Raw genomic sequence first — 15,934 nt, 5'->3', positions numbered from 1 at the left:
GCTTTGAAACGCTTTATGTGGATACTCATTGTTCTATTGGCATTACTAGCCCTTGCTGTATACCTATTCAGCAAACAAGATAAGATTGGCTATTATGCCAAGGGAGAGCGCTTGCAGCGCATGGAGGCGGCCCCCAATTTTAAAGATGGTGTGTTTGACAATCTGGAGCACACGCCAAGCTTAGCAGAGGGAGAAACAATGTTGACCGTGATGCGTAAGTGGCTTTTCACCAAAAACCCAAACAAACAACCGCTATCGGAATTGCCTCATGTGCAAACCAACTTGAAATCACTTCCGCTTGACAGTAATTTGCTGGTGTGGTTTGGGCACTCTTCCTATTACCTACAGTTAGACGGAAAACGTATACTGGTAGATCCAGTTTTTAGCGGAAGTGCTTCACCCGTGAACAACATCAAAGCATTCTTAGGTACGAATACCTTTGGGGTAAATGAGATGCCAGAAATTGACCTATTGATCATCAGTCATGACCACTGGGATCATCTAGACTATGCCACCATACGCGCGTTGGAACCAAAAATGAAACGTGTATTGACTGGACTCGGTGTCGGCGCACATTTTGAAGGCTGGGGATATCCGGCTACTAAAATCACCGAATTGTATTGGGGAGAAACAGCAGATATTGAAGGTTTGCATTTTACCAGTTGTACCGCCCGTCATTTTTCAGGACGCTGGCTAACGCGTAATACCAGCCTGTGGTCTTCCTTCGCGGTGCGATCCAGTAATCTTAATATCTACCTCGGTGGCGACAGCGGATATGGTAGTCATTTTAAGAAAATTGGGGCAGCATTGGGACCGTTTGACTGGGCAATCCTAGAAAACGGACAATACAATACTTCCTGGCGATACATCCATATGCTACCCGACGAGGTAGTGCAAGCAAGCCAGGATTTACGTGCCCAAAAATTAATTCCGGTACACTCCGCCAAGTTTGTGTTGTCTATACACGATTGGGATGAGCCCTTGAGAGAAGTGACTAAATACGCGAAAAACAAGGGTGTGGAAGCGGCAACACCGCAAATCGGCGAAGTAGTCTACCTAAACCAAAATCAATCTTTCGCCCCTTGGTGGGAAAACCTTTAGCAATTGCTTAGCATGTGTTTAACTTGTGTTTAACATAACCCCTGTACCTTCGTACCTACCGGAGATACTATCTTAAATCCAAACCTCAAGGTATTCGTTACATCATTCGATGGTCGATTTTTGCTTTTAGTTTTGCTTTTGGTTAAGTTTGTAGTTCTCTGCCTTAAGATCTCATTCTTTAACGAAGAGTACATGACGAACCCAACTATTGACAATAAAATCTACTTACAAGACGTGGATCACTTCAAGTCTGTATACAGGGATTTCTTTGCTCCATTATGTCTCTTCGCTAGTAAATTTGTCCCTGAAAATGAGAAAGACCTCGTCAACTCCCTTTTCATAAAACTGTGGCAGCGTGAGCTTTCTTTCGACAGTCACGAACATTGCCGAAATTACCTATACAAGTCTGCATACCATGCCTGTATGGATGAATTGAACTTGCAAAAGAATAGTAAATTAAGAGAAGATGGCTACGCCCGATCCATGCCTATGCAGGATGATACGGTAGAAGATCTCATCGTAGAGAATGAATATTGGGCGGTGATTTTTCGAGAATTATCCAATCTCCCTACCCCGTACAACAACGTATTGAAGATGAGTTATGTGGAAGGATTGAAAAATCAAGAAATCGCACAAGAGCTCAACTTATCCATGCAGACGGTGAAAAACCAAAAGTCGAAAGGCCTAAAATTACTGCGTTCGATCCTATTGAAACACGTATCTCTACCTTCCCTAATCCTCTGGTTTTTGGGCTAATAAAAAAATCTTCATTTTTTCAGGTACGTTTCGCTCGGCTGGCCGTATATAGAATATATGACTACCAAGTATCGAATTATTGAATTACTCCGCAAAGAGCGCACAGGTGTGTTGGACGCACACGAAAAACGGGAGTTAACGGACTGGTTGTCGATTCCAAAAAATACCACTTTATACCACAAGCTGAAAGACATCCAATCAGAAAAGGAAGCCTTGGATCAATTAGCCGCTTATGAAACAGAAACACAACTCACACAAATTTTAGACATCCTCTCCCAGGAAAAATTTGTTCGAAAACCAAAACGCAACTGGTTTAAAGTAGCTGCATGGAGTGCCGCATGCCTCGCTGCTGCCATGATGATAATCTCCCAATTTTCGAAACCAGATGAGCAAGTAAATAGCTTAATCGCTCCGGGTACTGACAAAGCGATCTTAACTTTAGAAGATGGTTCCATCGTACCATTATCAGATCTGGCAACCGGTGTAGATACCTCTAACGGATACATGCGCGTGTATGAGGATTCTGAAGGAAGACCAGTGTATGAATATACGGGGTCGGACCACGATAAGCAAGGTTGGCACACAATTACGACTCCGAAAGGTGGACAATATACCGTAAAATTACCAGATGGGTCCACCATATGGCTGAATGCAGCATCCAAATTAAGCTATCCGCTTAACTTCTTAGCCGATAGAAAAGTAAAATTAGAAGGCGAAGGCTATTTTGATGTAAAGAAGCTGCCTCAAACCGACAAGACATTAGCGCATTTCACCGTCGAATTGCCTGGGCATAGCGTGCAAGTGCTAGGCACCCAATTCAACATCAATGCATACCAAGAAAATGCACAAATAGAGACTACATTAATAGCTGGAAAGGTACAGATCAGCGCTGAAGGAAGCACACGCGTATTGCGCCCCGGACAGCAAGCTAGGGTATCATCCTCCGGATTGGGTGATATCCTGATACAAGAAGTAGATACCCGCTCCTTTTCAGATTGGAAGGATGGATATTTCTACTTCGACGATATCCAGATCCAAGATATCATGAAAAAGATTGCCAAATGGTATGATATAGAGGTTATCTATTCAGGCACTATTCCTAAAGAAAAATTTGGCGGAGAAATTTCCAGATTCGAAAATTTGCAAGAGCTCTTAGATCTTTTGGAAATGACAGAAAAGATACATTTTAAGGTAGAAGGAAGGAGGGTAACCGTTATGCCGTAACCACATGTGCAAACAAATATGTTACCCTTGAGAATTAAACAGGACATTGTTGCAGCAATGCCCTGTCGAAAATAAGGGCTGACAGCTATCTAATCGTGAAAATCGTAGTTTTCTAACCCTAATCAAATATATGAAATTATTAAAAGCCAAAGGTATCCTTATGCGCTTAAATTTAGTCGTTGCCCTACTGCTTACTTGCGCTATTGGCACCTATGCGACCAACACCTTCGCCCAACGCGTTACTTTAAGCAAAAAGGACGCCAAGCTGAAAGATGTATTCTCGGATATTCGCAAACAAACATCGTATAGTTTTATCTATACCAATGAATTGCTAGAAAAGTCGAACCCTATCAATATAGAGGTTCTGAATAGGCCATTGGCCGAGGTTTTGGATTTATGTCTAAAAAATCAGCCTCTTACCTACACCCTATCGGGGAAGAGCATCATTCTAAAAGAAAAAGCACTGGCTTTGCCACGTGGAGCACAAGCTACCGCAAGCCAACAAGAAACATTTACCCTTCGCGGAACCGTGTACATCCGGACGGAAGACGGTACTGCTACCGTAACTGGCGCTAGCGTACGCAGTAATACGCAGGCGGTAGGCACCGGAATAGACGGTACCTTTACCCTTTCGGTAAAACGTGGAGATAATATCTCTATTGCCATGATGGGCTACATCACCAAAACGGTGGTTGTCAATACAGCACGAGAAATCGAAGTAATACTAGAACCGGCGATCAATGAAATGGAGGATGTCGTGATTACCGGATACATGAAGCAAGAAAAGCGCTCTATCACAGGAGCCATGTCTTCTATAAAAGGTGATGTGCTAGAAAATGTACCCGTCCAAAGTATCGACCGTGCCATGCAGGGTCAGTTATCTGGGGTAAATATCATGGCCGCTAACGGTGTACCCGGCGGTCCGGTAAACATCAACATCCGTGGTATGGGATCCATTACTGCTGGAAATGAGCCTTTGATTATCGTAGATGGTGTACAGCTGAATATGTCGACCAGCTCTGGACAAACGGCCAGCAATCCATTGGCTTTCTTGAACAACAACGATGTAGAAAGTATCGAAGTATTAAAAGATGGTGCTGCGGCTTCTATTTATGGAGCACAAGCGGCAAATGGTGTGGTATTGATTACCACAAAACGCGGTAAAGCAGGTAAAACAAAAATAGGCCTCAATTACTACAATGGTATTACCACTCCTATGCCGGAGGTAGCGATGATGTCTACCCAACAGTATTTCACTTCCCGCTTTGAAGCCAGAAACAACCGATACCCTACACGAACGCTGGAACGTAATCGTGGAGATATCCTGACTGCGGTAGGTTTACCAGCAGATCTTACTGATGAGGATATTGCTGCAATGGCTACCTACAACTGGCAAGAAGCGGCTTTCCGTACGGGTAGCACCAACAATGTAGATGTGTCTGCTAGTGGTGGAAACGACAAAACACAGTTCTTCGTATCCGGTTCGTATAATAAAACAGACGGTAATGTCGTGGCGATCGACTTCGAACGCGCGACCGCAAAAATCAATTTGAGACACGAGATTTCAAAACGTCTTTCTTTCGATTTAAATACCAACTTAAGTAGCATCGTACAAAACGGTACTTCAGGAAGTAATGGTTCTACTGGCGCGTACGCAGCACCTCAGTATGCTGCTCCAACTATGCTACCTTTCATACCGATCTACAACCCAGATGGCTCTATGAACGCGCCAATAGAAGGTTTCCCGGGATCGGCAAACCGTAATCCAATTCAGGAAAGCTTATTAGGCACCTTGCAAAGTCGTACCAAAGCCTTGGTATCGAATATCAGCGCGACCTACAAGATTGCAGAAAACCTATCCTTTAAATCTTTCTATGGTCTAGATTTTCGGTTGATAGATGACGAACGCTACGTAGACCCACGCACCAGAAGTGGATTTGCGGCTCAAGGTACACTCAGCATAGGAAGTCGTCAAAACCGCAACTTCATCACCAATCAGACCTTGCAGTACAATACCAGCTGGAATGACCAGCACAACCTATCTGCATTACTTGGTTTTGAATATCGTAGTGACAGCCGGGAGATGAATTCCATCTCAGCAAGTGGTTTTACCACGCACCAGTTCCGCTCGTTGCAGTCAGCTGCTGTAATTGGTAGTGCATCGGGCAGTTGGACTGGATTTAAGCGCGTTGGCGTATTTACACAAGTCAACTACGATTTCCAGAAGAAGTACTTGTTAAGCGGTGTTTTACGATATGATGGCTCATCGCGATTCGGTGCAAACAACCTTTTTGGATGGTTCCCCGGAATTTCGGCAGGATGGAACATCACCGAAGAATCTTTCCTAGAAGACCAAGCGTGGATTAACCAGTTGAAATTACGCGCCGGTTACGGTGAAACTGGTAATGATGCCATCGGTAATTTTGATGCCAGAGCACTATATAGTAGTTCCAGCTCCGCCAATTACAATCAGGAGCCTGGTCTTCGGCCCTCCGGATTGGCGAATACAGATCTAAAATGGGAAAGAAATCTTACCTCTAATATTGGTTTGGATTACGGCTTTTTTAACAATCGCATATCGGGTTCTATGGAAGTATTCAGACGGGTCAGCAGTGATCTATTGTTAGACAGACCACTACCCTACTTAAGTGGATTTTCAAATGTGACCAGTAATATTGGCCGCGTGAAAAATGAAGGAGTAGAATTTGAATTACGCACGACGAATGTAAAATCAGGTCATTTTACCTGGACAACCAACTTCAACATTACTTTCTTGCGCAACAGAGTATTACAATTGTTGGGTGATGATCAAGTATTGCCAGGTGATCAATCGGTACGCGTCGGTCATTCACTACGTACGAATGTGACGTTGGAATATGCGGGTGTCAACTCCGCAACAGGTCGCCCGATGTGGTTTGACGCCAACGGAGAAGTGACTTACACGCCAAGCAGCCCGACCGACCTGAAAATTTTTGGTAACCAGATGAGTGATTTCTTTGGCGGATTTACCAATACATTCAGTTACAAAGGCTTATCCATGAGCGCGTTTTTCCATTACGACTACGGAAGAGAATTAAGCAACGCCGGCATGCATAGCCGTTGGTTCTTAAATGGTGGCGACAACCGTAATACCTTGGAGCGTATATTCCTGAACCGTTGGACCACTCCTGGTCAGGTAACCAGTGTACCGCGTCCATTCGATGCCAACACGGAAGTGGGCAGCATCTCGCATGCAACTACGAGTAGTCGTTTCTTGGAAGACGCTTCTTTCATCCGCTTGAAGAATGTTACGCTATCTTATCAATTACCGAACACCATCGCGCAGCGCCTTCGCATGACCAACTTGAAAGTGTACGCACAAGGAGAGAATCTAGCAACGTTTACCAAATGGACCGGTTATGACCCGGAGTTAATGATCGGATTTGGCGACTATTCCTCTACGCAGGGTATCATCCCTCAAACAAAGGTCTATACGCTAGGTGTACAAGTTGGTTTTTAATAACAAAGGATAACGACAATGAGAAGAATATTATATATCACCGCCATAGTATGGTCTACTGTACTATTTAGCGGATGTGAAAAGATGTTGGAGATTACTCCACGTCACGCTATCGATGCCTCTGACGCGCTGACCAGCCAAGAATCCATTACGGCAGCGACAAATGCGGCCTACGCCCGATTAAGAGAAGTGAGTTTATATGGGCGTGACCTGATTGCATTGCCTGATGTATTAGCCGATAACACCATTAATACCTTGGCGGGAAACCGACTGGTGCGAGAGTGGAACAATCAAATTGGATCGCACCTAAGCAATTGGCAACACTCTTATTACGGGATCAACCAAATCAATTTGGTACTCGAAGCTTTAGAAGAGTTTGATACAGACCAGGCGTATAAGGATGGTATCCGTGGGCAGAATTTATTTCTACGCGCCTTGTATTACCACAACCTGATGCGCGCCTATGCCTACGATCCAACGGCCATTGTGCAAGCACAAAACCGCGGCGGTGTACCGATCATGGAGAATGGTTCTATTGCAGTAGAGCAGATTGTTTTTAGTGGACGGTCCAGTATTGAGGAGGTATATGCCTATATATACCGTGATCTCGAAGAAGCATATGACTTAATTCCTGCATCCAACAATAGCAGAGCACCCTTCTTCGCTAGTAAAGGTGCTGTTGCCGCTTTATTCTCCCGTGTTGCTTTGTACAATGGAGATTATGCGCGTGTAATTTCAGAATCAGAAAAAGCTATGAGTAGCGGCGTAGCGAACTTTCCGAATGCGGCACAGTTAGAAGCATCATGGCGCTCAGAGCGTCATCCAGAATCGTTCTTCGAAATTCCGTTCGCTTCTGCCGATAATATTGGCAGCAACGAATCATTACGCGCTACTTACATGACCCGAACTACCGTTGGCTCTACAGCAGTAGCGTCACATGGAAATGTGGTCATGAGCGAAGATTTAATTGCTCAGTTTAGTGCAAATGACGGACGCCGTGCTTTTATACAGAATGGATTGGGTACGGTAAACCGTTCCTTTTTTGAAATCAATAAATTTGCTAGTAAGAATGGGGTACCCAATTTGGACAACGTTCCGGTGATACGCTATGCCGAAGTAGTACTCAACCGCGCGGAAGCACACGCCGCTTTAAATCAAACCGCAGCCGCAAATACGGAATTAAATAAAATCCGTACTCGCGCAAATTTGGCGGCTGTAAATCTTCAGGGAGATGCATTGAAAGCCGAAATATTGCAACAGCGCAGACTGGAATTTGCTTTTGAAGGACATCGTTTCTTCGATTTAAAAAGATTGGGATTACCGATTGTAAAGGAATCAGAAACCATTGCATTTCAAGACCTTCGAGTATTAAGTAGAATTCCAGTACGAGAGATAGAAATCAACATTAATCTGGAACAGAATTTCGGATATTAAACTAGCCTAAACATGAAAAATAGTATAATCATATTGATGTGTATTCTCTTAACGTCTTGCTTCAAAGACTACGAAGAAAACCTCATCTTTAAAGACTTAATGGTAGAATTTCAAGATGCCGTTGTCGTGAGCAATGCGGTAGGAAAAACCTACCCCATCATCACTGCACGCCCTGGCGAGCACAGCCTACAGGTGAATCTGCTGGGTGGCGTGTCAGACGTGGCGCAAACGATCAAAGCAACCGTAGTCGCTGGCGAGACCACCGCTATCGAAGGTCAGCACTATCAACTGGGACAAGATGGACAGATCCAGTTTCCTGCTGGCACGCCAATTAGTGCGCTAACTTATGTTGTACCTGCTTTAGCTCCACGAACAGATGTGGTGCTGGTTGTAGAACTACAGGCAAACGATCAAATCAAAACGAGTGGAAACTACAAAACAGTAGGCATTCGTATTAGAAACTAAATCCATGCATTACGTAAAGGTATTATTAACGCTCTCGGTTGATAATACCTTTACTTTTATACCAACCTTCAAATGATCAAATATTCCTTCTTACTTTCACTTATTGCCTTTTCCGTTGCCCATGCGCAAACACCAAAAACGGAAGAGTTGACATCAATAGCGAAAGACAGTATTCAAGAACCACCTCACCTATTCTTTGATACCCATGACACGGTCATCAGTTGGGTAGAGAATGGTACGCTAAAGCAACTCTCAAACGCACATTCTACCAATTTCCGCGAGGAAGTAAAGCTAATCGCTAACCGATTCGATTTACCATTAATAGATGCATTGGATCAACACTATACAAACACTACTTCTTTGGCAAATCCATATCATTATACCGATGTCAATGAGTTAGTGGCCATCAGTGATATCCACGGGCAATACCCCCTATTTGTAGCATTGCTTCAGCAACATCAGGTTATCGATTCAGCGCTGAACTGGATTTTTGGTGATGGGCATTTGGTGGTTAACGGGGATATCTTTGATCGCGGAACCGGCGTAACAGATGCGCTCTGGCTCACCTACAAGCTCCAACGCCAAGCGACTTCAGCAGGTGGCAAAGTACATTATTTGATGGGTAACCACGAGCTTATGGTGCTAGATAATGATCTTCGTTATGTACACAAGAAATACGACGTAATTGCGGATATTCTGGGAAAATCGTATCAAGAGCAGTTTGGAAAGGATGCTTTTTTTGGTCGATGGATAAGGCAACAGCCGATCACGATTAAAATCAACGACATCTGGTTTGTACATGCGGGCATTTCGCCAGAGATCGTAAAAGAAAATCTGGATCCCGCTCAGATTAACCGTTTATTCAGAGATAGCATCTTTACGCAGCAAAAAGTCGATTATCGAACAAATCCTATATTGAAATTATTGGCTACTACAGACGGTCCGCTATGGTATCGGGGTTATTTCAAGGACGACATGCTACAGCAAGCAGATATTACGCAAATCCTTCAATTCTGGAATGCAAAGCATATGGTCATTGGCCATACCTCTCAAAGACAGATTACGCCATTATTTGGGGGTCAAGTGATGGTGATCGATTCCAGTATCAAAAATGGAAAAACAGGTGAAGTACTCATTTATTCGAAAGGCATGTTATTCAGAGGTCTCCACAATGGCCAACGAATTGCCCTATAAGATTTATTAGTTGATTCTTAGCCCTCGTTTTGTTTGGTCACAGGCGAGCTCGCTTTATCTTTTTTTGGAATCATGGTGCCAAAAATTCGATCCCAAAAGTAGGAACTTACACCAAATCCTTTATCCGGATCAGAATAGTGATGCAGCATGTGGTGGTCTTTAATTTTTTTCAGAAAACCCGATTTGAAATTCGCATGATGAATCGCATAATGACATTCATCGTAGATTAAATATCCAAAAAGAAAACCTGCAAAAAATCCTGCCAAGTAAAAGGTAGAAAAGAATAGACTAAACAGCAAGTAGATCACAGCTGCCATCGGTATACTGGCAGATAGTGGCATCACCAACCGCATCCTATCTCTTGGATAATCGTGGTGTACACCATGAAAGATAAAATGAAGACGTTTGCCTAACTTGCCTGGAGGCTCGTAGTGAAATACCCAGCGGTGCAGCACGTATTCTGCCAGGGTCCAAAAGGCTAAACCATAGGCAAAGTATAATGCGGTAGATCCGGCACCTATGCCACCCTGCGCATATGCTCTCCAAAGGAAATATAGGATAACAGGAATCCAGAATACCAAAGGTACAGCGTAATGTACTTTCGTGAGGGAGTTTAGAAAATTGTTCTTAAACATGCGAACTGACTCGCCCGAATTCGAGATATAATGCTTTTTAGCCATTAAGAAGATGAAAGTTGATTGTGTTTTAAAATCACCGTGTGCTACAAAAGTAAACACCAAACCGTAATATCTGTATTAGTAAACTTAACATTTGACCGAAAACTTACAATAGTCAAAAAACTATGACTAGATAGTGAATCTCAATAATGGGAGAGATCTAATGTCTTTCTTTCATTGTTTTCATAAACGTGCATGTTAAACTTTAAATGAAATTGTTTATTTTAATGTTTGACACAAAATTACGTCCCGTAGCCGCCTGATGACGCCCAGAATAAGCCAATATTACAGGGAAATAAGACAAATTTTATTGAAAAACAGTAATCGGAGTGCACAATTTATCCCCTACCAGCAGGAAGTTGGGGTTTATTCCAAATTTATTTTCATTGTCCTTCGCAAAATAAACTATGCTTGTTATATGCAAGTTCACAGGCTATTTCCGAAACGTTACCGATAGGATGCTTGTTGATAATGAGGGCACTGGTAGCCAGCTTCACCAAGTAAGAACGCAAATAAAGTGTAGTATGCTTTAAATCAAACTCAAAGAATACGTCGTTAATATCTATAAATAAAAAAACCTGGTTCGGAAGGATGATCTAATACCCATGTATCAGGTTTCAATTTGCGCATCGTATAGACAATCATGATGTCTCCAATTGCCGATAAGGTGAAGAAAGTACCAAATAATAGGCATAACCAATTTCCGGTAAACCAAGCATAAATCACTGGCGCAAATCCCAATGTTACGAGTGGGGTTAATGCGCCAATAACATAATGAATAATGCGCAGCGGTTCAGTACAGTGGCAATAGGGTACAAAATGAGGTCGAAGTATACCAAAACGGATAGATGACCAGCCATTTTTAGCAAAGAAAGACCAAGGCAGACCATGCAGGAGCTCATGGAGGAGGATGCCTAGAATCAAGATCGCAACTCCGATCACAGGATATAGCATCGGGTGCAAAATATCTAGATAACCATCTACAAAAAACGCGCTGGATAGAGAATCTTTCCAAATTATGAAATAAGGAAATACATAAATCAACAACACAGGAATCGTCATCGAACAACCTAAGCGACTGGCTTCCGCTACGTCAATGATATGCTCTTCTTTGTGATGTGATAGCAATTTAATTCATTTGATCACCTGCCCTCTCTACGGCAAGTCGGTAAAAAGATGTGTACTAATATACGCAATAATACAGCAATTCGCCGATGCACATCTTCATCACATTACTAGTTGATGTTCATCCTGATGATAATTTTACGGTTTAGATCACATACACACTGTAGAAAATAGATATCTTTGCATCTGGAAAAAGTAGAGAAGAAACTATGAGTAAAGTACAGGTTGGCTTGGTTCAGATGTCGTGTGTACGCGACAAGCAGGAGAACTTAGAAAAAGCAATTACTAAAGTACGCGAAGCAGCGGCCAAGGGTGCACAGATTGTGTGCCTTCAGGAACTATTTACGTCCTTATATTTTTGTGACGTAGAGGATTATGACAATTTTGACTTAGCAGAATCCATACCTGGTCCATCGACAGATGCTTTATCGGCAATAGCAGCAGAATTGGGTGTGGTGATTATTGCTTCGCTTTTTGAAAAGCGAACACAAGGCTTGTATCATAACACTACTGCTGTTTTAGATGCAGATGGCTCTTACTTAGGCAAATACCGCAAAATGCACATCCCGGATGATCCTGCATTTTATGAAAAATTCTATTTTACCCCTGGCGATTTGGGCTACAAAATCTTTCCTACCAAGTTTGGAAAGATCGGAATCTTGATCTGTTGGGATCAATGGTACCCAGAAGCATCGCGTATTACCGCGTTGATGGGTGCCGAGATGCTGTTCTACCCTACTGCGATTGGCTGGGCGACCGATCAGGACGAGGAAACAAACAAGGACCAATACAATGCGTGGCAAACTATTCAACGCTCCCATGCAGTTGCAAATGGTGTACCCGTTATTTCTGTAAACCGTGTAGGTTACGAGCAAGATGGCGCCATGAAATTTTGGGGAGGAAGCTTTGTGACTAATGCTCAAGGACGCTTACTATACCTAGCCTCTCATGATCAAGAAGAAGTAGAGGTGGTAGAAGTGAATCTGCAAGAAACAGATTATTTCAGGAAGCATTGGCCATTCTTACGTGATCGTCGTATCGACTCATATAGCCAGATCACCAAAAGATTTATCGACGAGGATTAATAGTACATTTTAACGAGTTTTTTATCGGGAAGCTTCCTGCTTGCCCAGCATTCTATATAGCATGACATCGCACGATTCTGACACGAACTGGAAACAAGATTTCTTAACGACGCCTAAAGATTTGGGCTTCACTTTCCCTGCCGAATGGGAACCGCAAGATGCACTTTGGCTAAGTTGGCCGCACAAAGAAGCTTCTTGGCCAGGTAAGATTGATCAAATCTATGCTCCCTATTGCGCTTTTATAAAAGCGGTAAGTGCGCATCAAAAAGTCCGGATCAATGTAGAAAACGAGGATATGCGCGATTTTGCGCTGAAGCATTTAGAGGTAGCTGGGGTGCCAACCGAAGAAATCGAATTCTTCTTTCATGCCACCAACGATGCTTGGTGCCGCGATCATGGCCCCGCATTTGTTATTCATCGAGAAACGGGTGAGAAAGCCGTTGTTGATTGGGGATACAATGCTTGGGGTGGCAAATATCCTCCTTTCGACCTGGATGATGTGATCCCGACACGAATAGCGAATCGCTTTGGTCACCGCCTGTTTACTCCATCCATTGTGATGGAAGGAGGTTCAGTAGAATTTAACGGAGCAGGTACAGTACTAACTACCACCGCTTGTTTGCTTAACGAAAACCGCAATCCGCATCTCACCAAAGAGCAAATAGAACGTTATTTGCTGGAATTTTATGGACAGAAGCAAGTATTGTGGTTGGGCGATGGTATTGTGGGTGATGACACCGATGGTCATATCGATGATATTACCCGTTTTGTTAATGAGGATACGGTGCTCACGGTAGTGGAAGATAATCCAAGCGATGAGAACTACAGTTTATTACAAGAGAATCTACAAGCGCTGCGCGCTATGCGCCTGCCTGATGGTAGACCATTGAATATTGTGGAATTACCGATGCCAAAGCCCTTGATCTATGAAGATCAACGCCTTCCAGCATCCTATGCTAATTTTTACATCGGGAATAATGTTGTCGTTGTCCCTACCTTCCAAGATGAAAATGACGAGAAGGCGCTAGCAATCATCCGCCGTTATTTCCCGGAACGGGAAGTGGTTGGTATTGACTCAGTAGATCTGATCTGGGGATTGGGCAGTTTCCACTGCTTGAGCCAGCAAGAACCTGCTGCCAAAGTAGTATAGTAAATTCAAATAAAATTGTATTGAAAAGGGTAACAAACTAATATTTGTTACCCTTTTCAATACAAAACCCATAAACCTGATGCAAAGCGCGTAATTATTTCAGATTCTCCTTAAAAAACAAGTCTAGTTTGTCAAAAGGTATCACTTCAATCTTGTCGTACAAATCAACATGTACTGCATCTGGAATAATGACAAGCTCTTTTGGCTCTGCCGCCATGTTATAAATATCTTCGCTAAAATAGCGCGAATGTGCATTTGCACCCGCTATAATTAGAATAGGTCGAGGAGAGATTTCTTTGACATATGATAACAATGGCATGTTCATAAACGAAATTGGGTTGGTCACGAGCCATGCGCCATTTGAATTGACTGATCCTGGATGAAATCCTCTAGGTGTACGGTAATAGTTGAAATAATCAACAACGAACTGTGGTTCATCCCCTATTAATTTTTCAGGCAGATTACGAGATCCTTCCGCTGGCTTTCCATTGGCAGCATCGTCCCAGCGTTGCACACCCAAGTCTACTAGCATTTTCGTACGTTGCTCGAGCGTCATGGAGTCATTATAACCTTTCGACATGACTCTGGTCATGTCATACATGCTCGTGGTTGCCACAGCCTTTACACGCTTATCGACAGCCACCGCATTTAGCCCCATTCCACCAAAACCACAAATACCTATAATTCCGATTTTATCTCGGTCTACAAAAGACTGTAATCCGAGGTAATCTACCGCAGCACTAAAATCTTCTGTATTGATTTCGGGCGAAGCCAAATTTCTAGGTTCACCACCGCTTTCACCCGTGTAAGATGGATCGAATGCGACAACCGCAAAACCTCTTGCTGCCATCTCATTGGCATATAGACCGGAAGATTGCTGTTTCACCGCTCCAAAAGGCCCACTAATGGCCAACGCCGCCAACTTAACGTTTCCCGCATTTTTGGGTAAATATAAATCACCACTTAATGTGATGCCATAACGATTTTTGAAACTGATTTTTTCTCGAGTAACCTGATCGCTCAACGCGAAGGTATAGTGATCTTCTTCTATTGTATTCATTTCAGCAGTGTGTTTTAAGGTCTGTTTTGTCTGTGCTGCTACCGAACCAAATGACAGTAAAGCAGCGGTTATGATCATTAGTTTTCTCATTTCAGGTTGTTATTTACGTGGTTAAATTCTTCATCGGTCACGCGCTGCAACCACGTTACCTGCACGTCTTGCAGAAAATTGGTGATGGCAATATGTGTCATGGCCGTGGTGGCCGACGCGCCGTGCCAATGCACTACGTTCTCAGAGATATTCACCACATCTCCTCTTTTAATAATTTGTGCTTGCTTTCCCTTTTCTTGGTAAAAACCAGTCCCCTCTGTCACGATCAATACTTGACCCTTCGGATGTGTGTGCCAATTTGTTCGTGCTCCGATTTTAAAAGTGACGCTTCCAGCAGAAAATTCATTGTTCTTATCCTGCGTTATTAGCGGAAATAGAAAGGCTTCTCCGGTAAACCAATCGGCAGAGAGTTTATTTCCTTCCGGAAAAAGTGCTGTTGTGCTTTCTTGTTTCATTGTATCGTAATTTTGATTGTTACATGCTATTAGGACGCCGAAGAGTAGCATCGTTAGCAAAGTCATTTTTGGCAATATGCTGTTATTTATTACTACCTATCTGTTTGAGTATTTTTGCGGGAACACCGCCCACGACAACATTATCGGGAACATCCTTAGACACTACGGCACCTGCTGCCACAATCGCATTTTCACCGATGGTAACACCGGGGAGTACCGTTGCTCCGGCACCGATCCATGCATTTCGTTTAATCAGAATTGGCTGACATAGCATACCTCGCCTTTCTATCGGAGATAAGGGATGGTTTTCTGTAACTAGATTTACTCTGGGGCCAATGAGTACCTGATCTTCTAGCGTAATTCCTCCCATATCTAAAAAAGAGCAGGCGTGATTGATAAATACATGCTTACCGATCGTAATAGATCGACCAAAATTTGTATAAAATGGTGTAAATATGGTTGTACTATTGTCTAATACATAACCAAGAATCTCACTCAGCTTACTTCTGGCATCATCGATATTCGTCGAAGCGTTGAGCCCCGGAGAAAGCGCTAGTGTACGATTGACGATTTCATCAACCTGATGAAATTCCGGATCGTTTAGATGGACAAGTTCGCCACCTTTTAGCCGTTGGAAGATATCTTTCATTCCACAAAG

The 15,934-nt window shown here is 43.1% G+C and carries 14 protein-coding genes; 9 read left to right on the top strand and 5 right to left on the bottom strand.

Annotated elements, in window-relative coordinates:
- Window positions 1–15: 15 nt before the first annotated feature.
- The 7 genes from M8998_RS00485 (at window position 16) to M8998_RS00455 (ending at window position 9,673) form a co-directional block, all read left to right on the top strand.
- On the top strand, window positions 16–1,101 hold the full coding sequence (locus tag M8998_RS00485; RefSeq protein ID WP_249990022.1) for an MBL fold metallo-hydrolase: 1,086 nt from the start codon (window positions 16–18) through the stop codon (window positions 1,099–1,101).
- Window positions 1,102–1,293: 192 nt separating this feature from the next.
- Window positions 1,294–1,857, top strand: a complete 564-nt coding sequence (locus M8998_RS00480) for a sigma-70 family RNA polymerase sigma factor (RefSeq protein WP_249990021.1) — start codon at window positions 1,294–1,296, stop codon at window positions 1,855–1,857.
- Window positions 1,858–1,914: 57 nt separating this feature from the next.
- Window positions 1,915–3,081, top strand: a complete 1,167-nt coding sequence (locus M8998_RS00475; protein ID WP_249990020.1) for a FecR family protein — start codon at window positions 1,915–1,917, stop codon at window positions 3,079–3,081.
- Window positions 3,082–3,211: 130 nt separating this feature from the next.
- Window positions 3,212–6,580: a TonB-dependent receptor gene (locus M8998_RS00470; protein WP_249990019.1), complete on the top strand. Its 3,369-nt coding sequence runs from the start codon at window positions 3,212–3,214 to the stop codon at window positions 6,578–6,580.
- Window positions 6,581–6,598: 18 nt separating this feature from the next.
- Window positions 6,599–8,014 (top strand): RagB/SusD family nutrient uptake outer membrane protein, encoded by a 1,416-nt coding sequence (locus M8998_RS00465; RefSeq protein ID WP_249990018.1) that lies wholly within the window; start codon window positions 6,599–6,601, stop codon window positions 8,012–8,014.
- 12 nt (window positions 8,015–8,026) lie between these two features.
- Complete coding sequence (locus M8998_RS00460) at window positions 8,027–8,479, top strand: DUF4843 domain-containing protein (protein WP_249990017.1); 453 nt, start codon at window positions 8,027–8,029, stop codon at window positions 8,477–8,479.
- Between the two features lie 72 nt (window positions 8,480–8,551).
- A complete protein-coding gene (locus M8998_RS00455) occupies window positions 8,552–9,673 on the top strand; it encodes a metallophosphoesterase (RefSeq protein ID WP_249990016.1) in 1,122 nt (373 codons plus the stop codon).
- Between the two features lie 17 nt (window positions 9,674–9,690).
- On the opposite strand, the gene M8998_RS00450 is transcribed toward M8998_RS00455, so the two are convergent.
- Both M8998_RS00450 and M8998_RS00445 read right to left on the bottom strand, forming a co-directional pair.
- Window positions 9,691–10,353 carry a sterol desaturase family protein gene (locus tag M8998_RS00450; protein ID WP_249990015.1) on the bottom strand — a complete coding sequence of 221 codons (663 nt, stop codon included), beginning with the start codon at window positions 10,351–10,353 and terminating at the stop codon, window positions 9,691–9,693.
- 552 nt (window positions 10,354–10,905) lie between these two features.
- Window positions 10,906–11,478, bottom strand: coding sequence for a DUF3267 domain-containing protein (locus M8998_RS00445; RefSeq protein ID WP_249990014.1), 573 nt, complete (start codon window positions 11,476–11,478; stop codon window positions 10,906–10,908).
- A 206-nt stretch (window positions 11,479–11,684) separates the two neighbouring features.
- On the opposite strand from M8998_RS00445, the gene M8998_RS00440 reads away from it, so the two are divergent.
- Both M8998_RS00440 and M8998_RS00435 read left to right on the top strand, forming a co-directional pair.
- A complete protein-coding gene (locus M8998_RS00440; protein WP_249990013.1) occupies window positions 11,685–12,560 on the top strand; it encodes a carbon-nitrogen hydrolase in 876 nt (291 codons plus the stop codon).
- A 61-nt stretch (window positions 12,561–12,621) separates the two neighbouring features.
- Window positions 12,622–13,710 (top strand): agmatine deiminase family protein, encoded by a 1,089-nt coding sequence (locus M8998_RS00435; protein WP_249990012.1) that lies wholly within the window; start codon window positions 12,622–12,624, stop codon window positions 13,708–13,710.
- A 94-nt stretch (window positions 13,711–13,804) separates the two neighbouring features.
- On the opposite strand, the gene M8998_RS00430 is transcribed toward M8998_RS00435, so the two are convergent.
- From M8998_RS00430 to M8998_RS00420, 3 genes are all read right to left on the bottom strand, one after another.
- On the bottom strand, window positions 13,805–14,860 hold the full coding sequence (locus tag M8998_RS00430; protein ID WP_249990011.1) for an alpha/beta hydrolase: 1,056 nt from the start codon (window positions 14,858–14,860) through the stop codon (window positions 13,805–13,807).
- Entirely contained in the window at window positions 14,857–15,276 is a 420-nt protein-coding gene (locus M8998_RS00425; protein ID WP_249990010.1) for a (R)-mandelonitrile lyase, read from the bottom strand. The genes M8998_RS00430 and M8998_RS00425 overlap by 4 nt, the downstream gene beginning before the upstream one ends.
- Window positions 15,277–15,358: 82 nt before the next feature.
- Entirely contained in the window at window positions 15,359–15,925 is a 567-nt protein-coding gene (locus M8998_RS00420; RefSeq protein ID WP_249990009.1) for a sugar O-acetyltransferase, read from the bottom strand.
- Window positions 15,926–15,934: the final 9 nt, after the last annotated feature.

Source organism: Sphingobacterium sp. lm-10 (assembly GCF_023554555.1).
Taxonomy (GTDB): domain Bacteria; phylum Bacteroidota; class Bacteroidia; order Sphingobacteriales; family Sphingobacteriaceae; genus Sphingobacterium.
The sequence above is the reverse complement of the archived record's forward strand: the minus strand, read 5'-3'. Positions and strand labels throughout refer to the sequence as shown.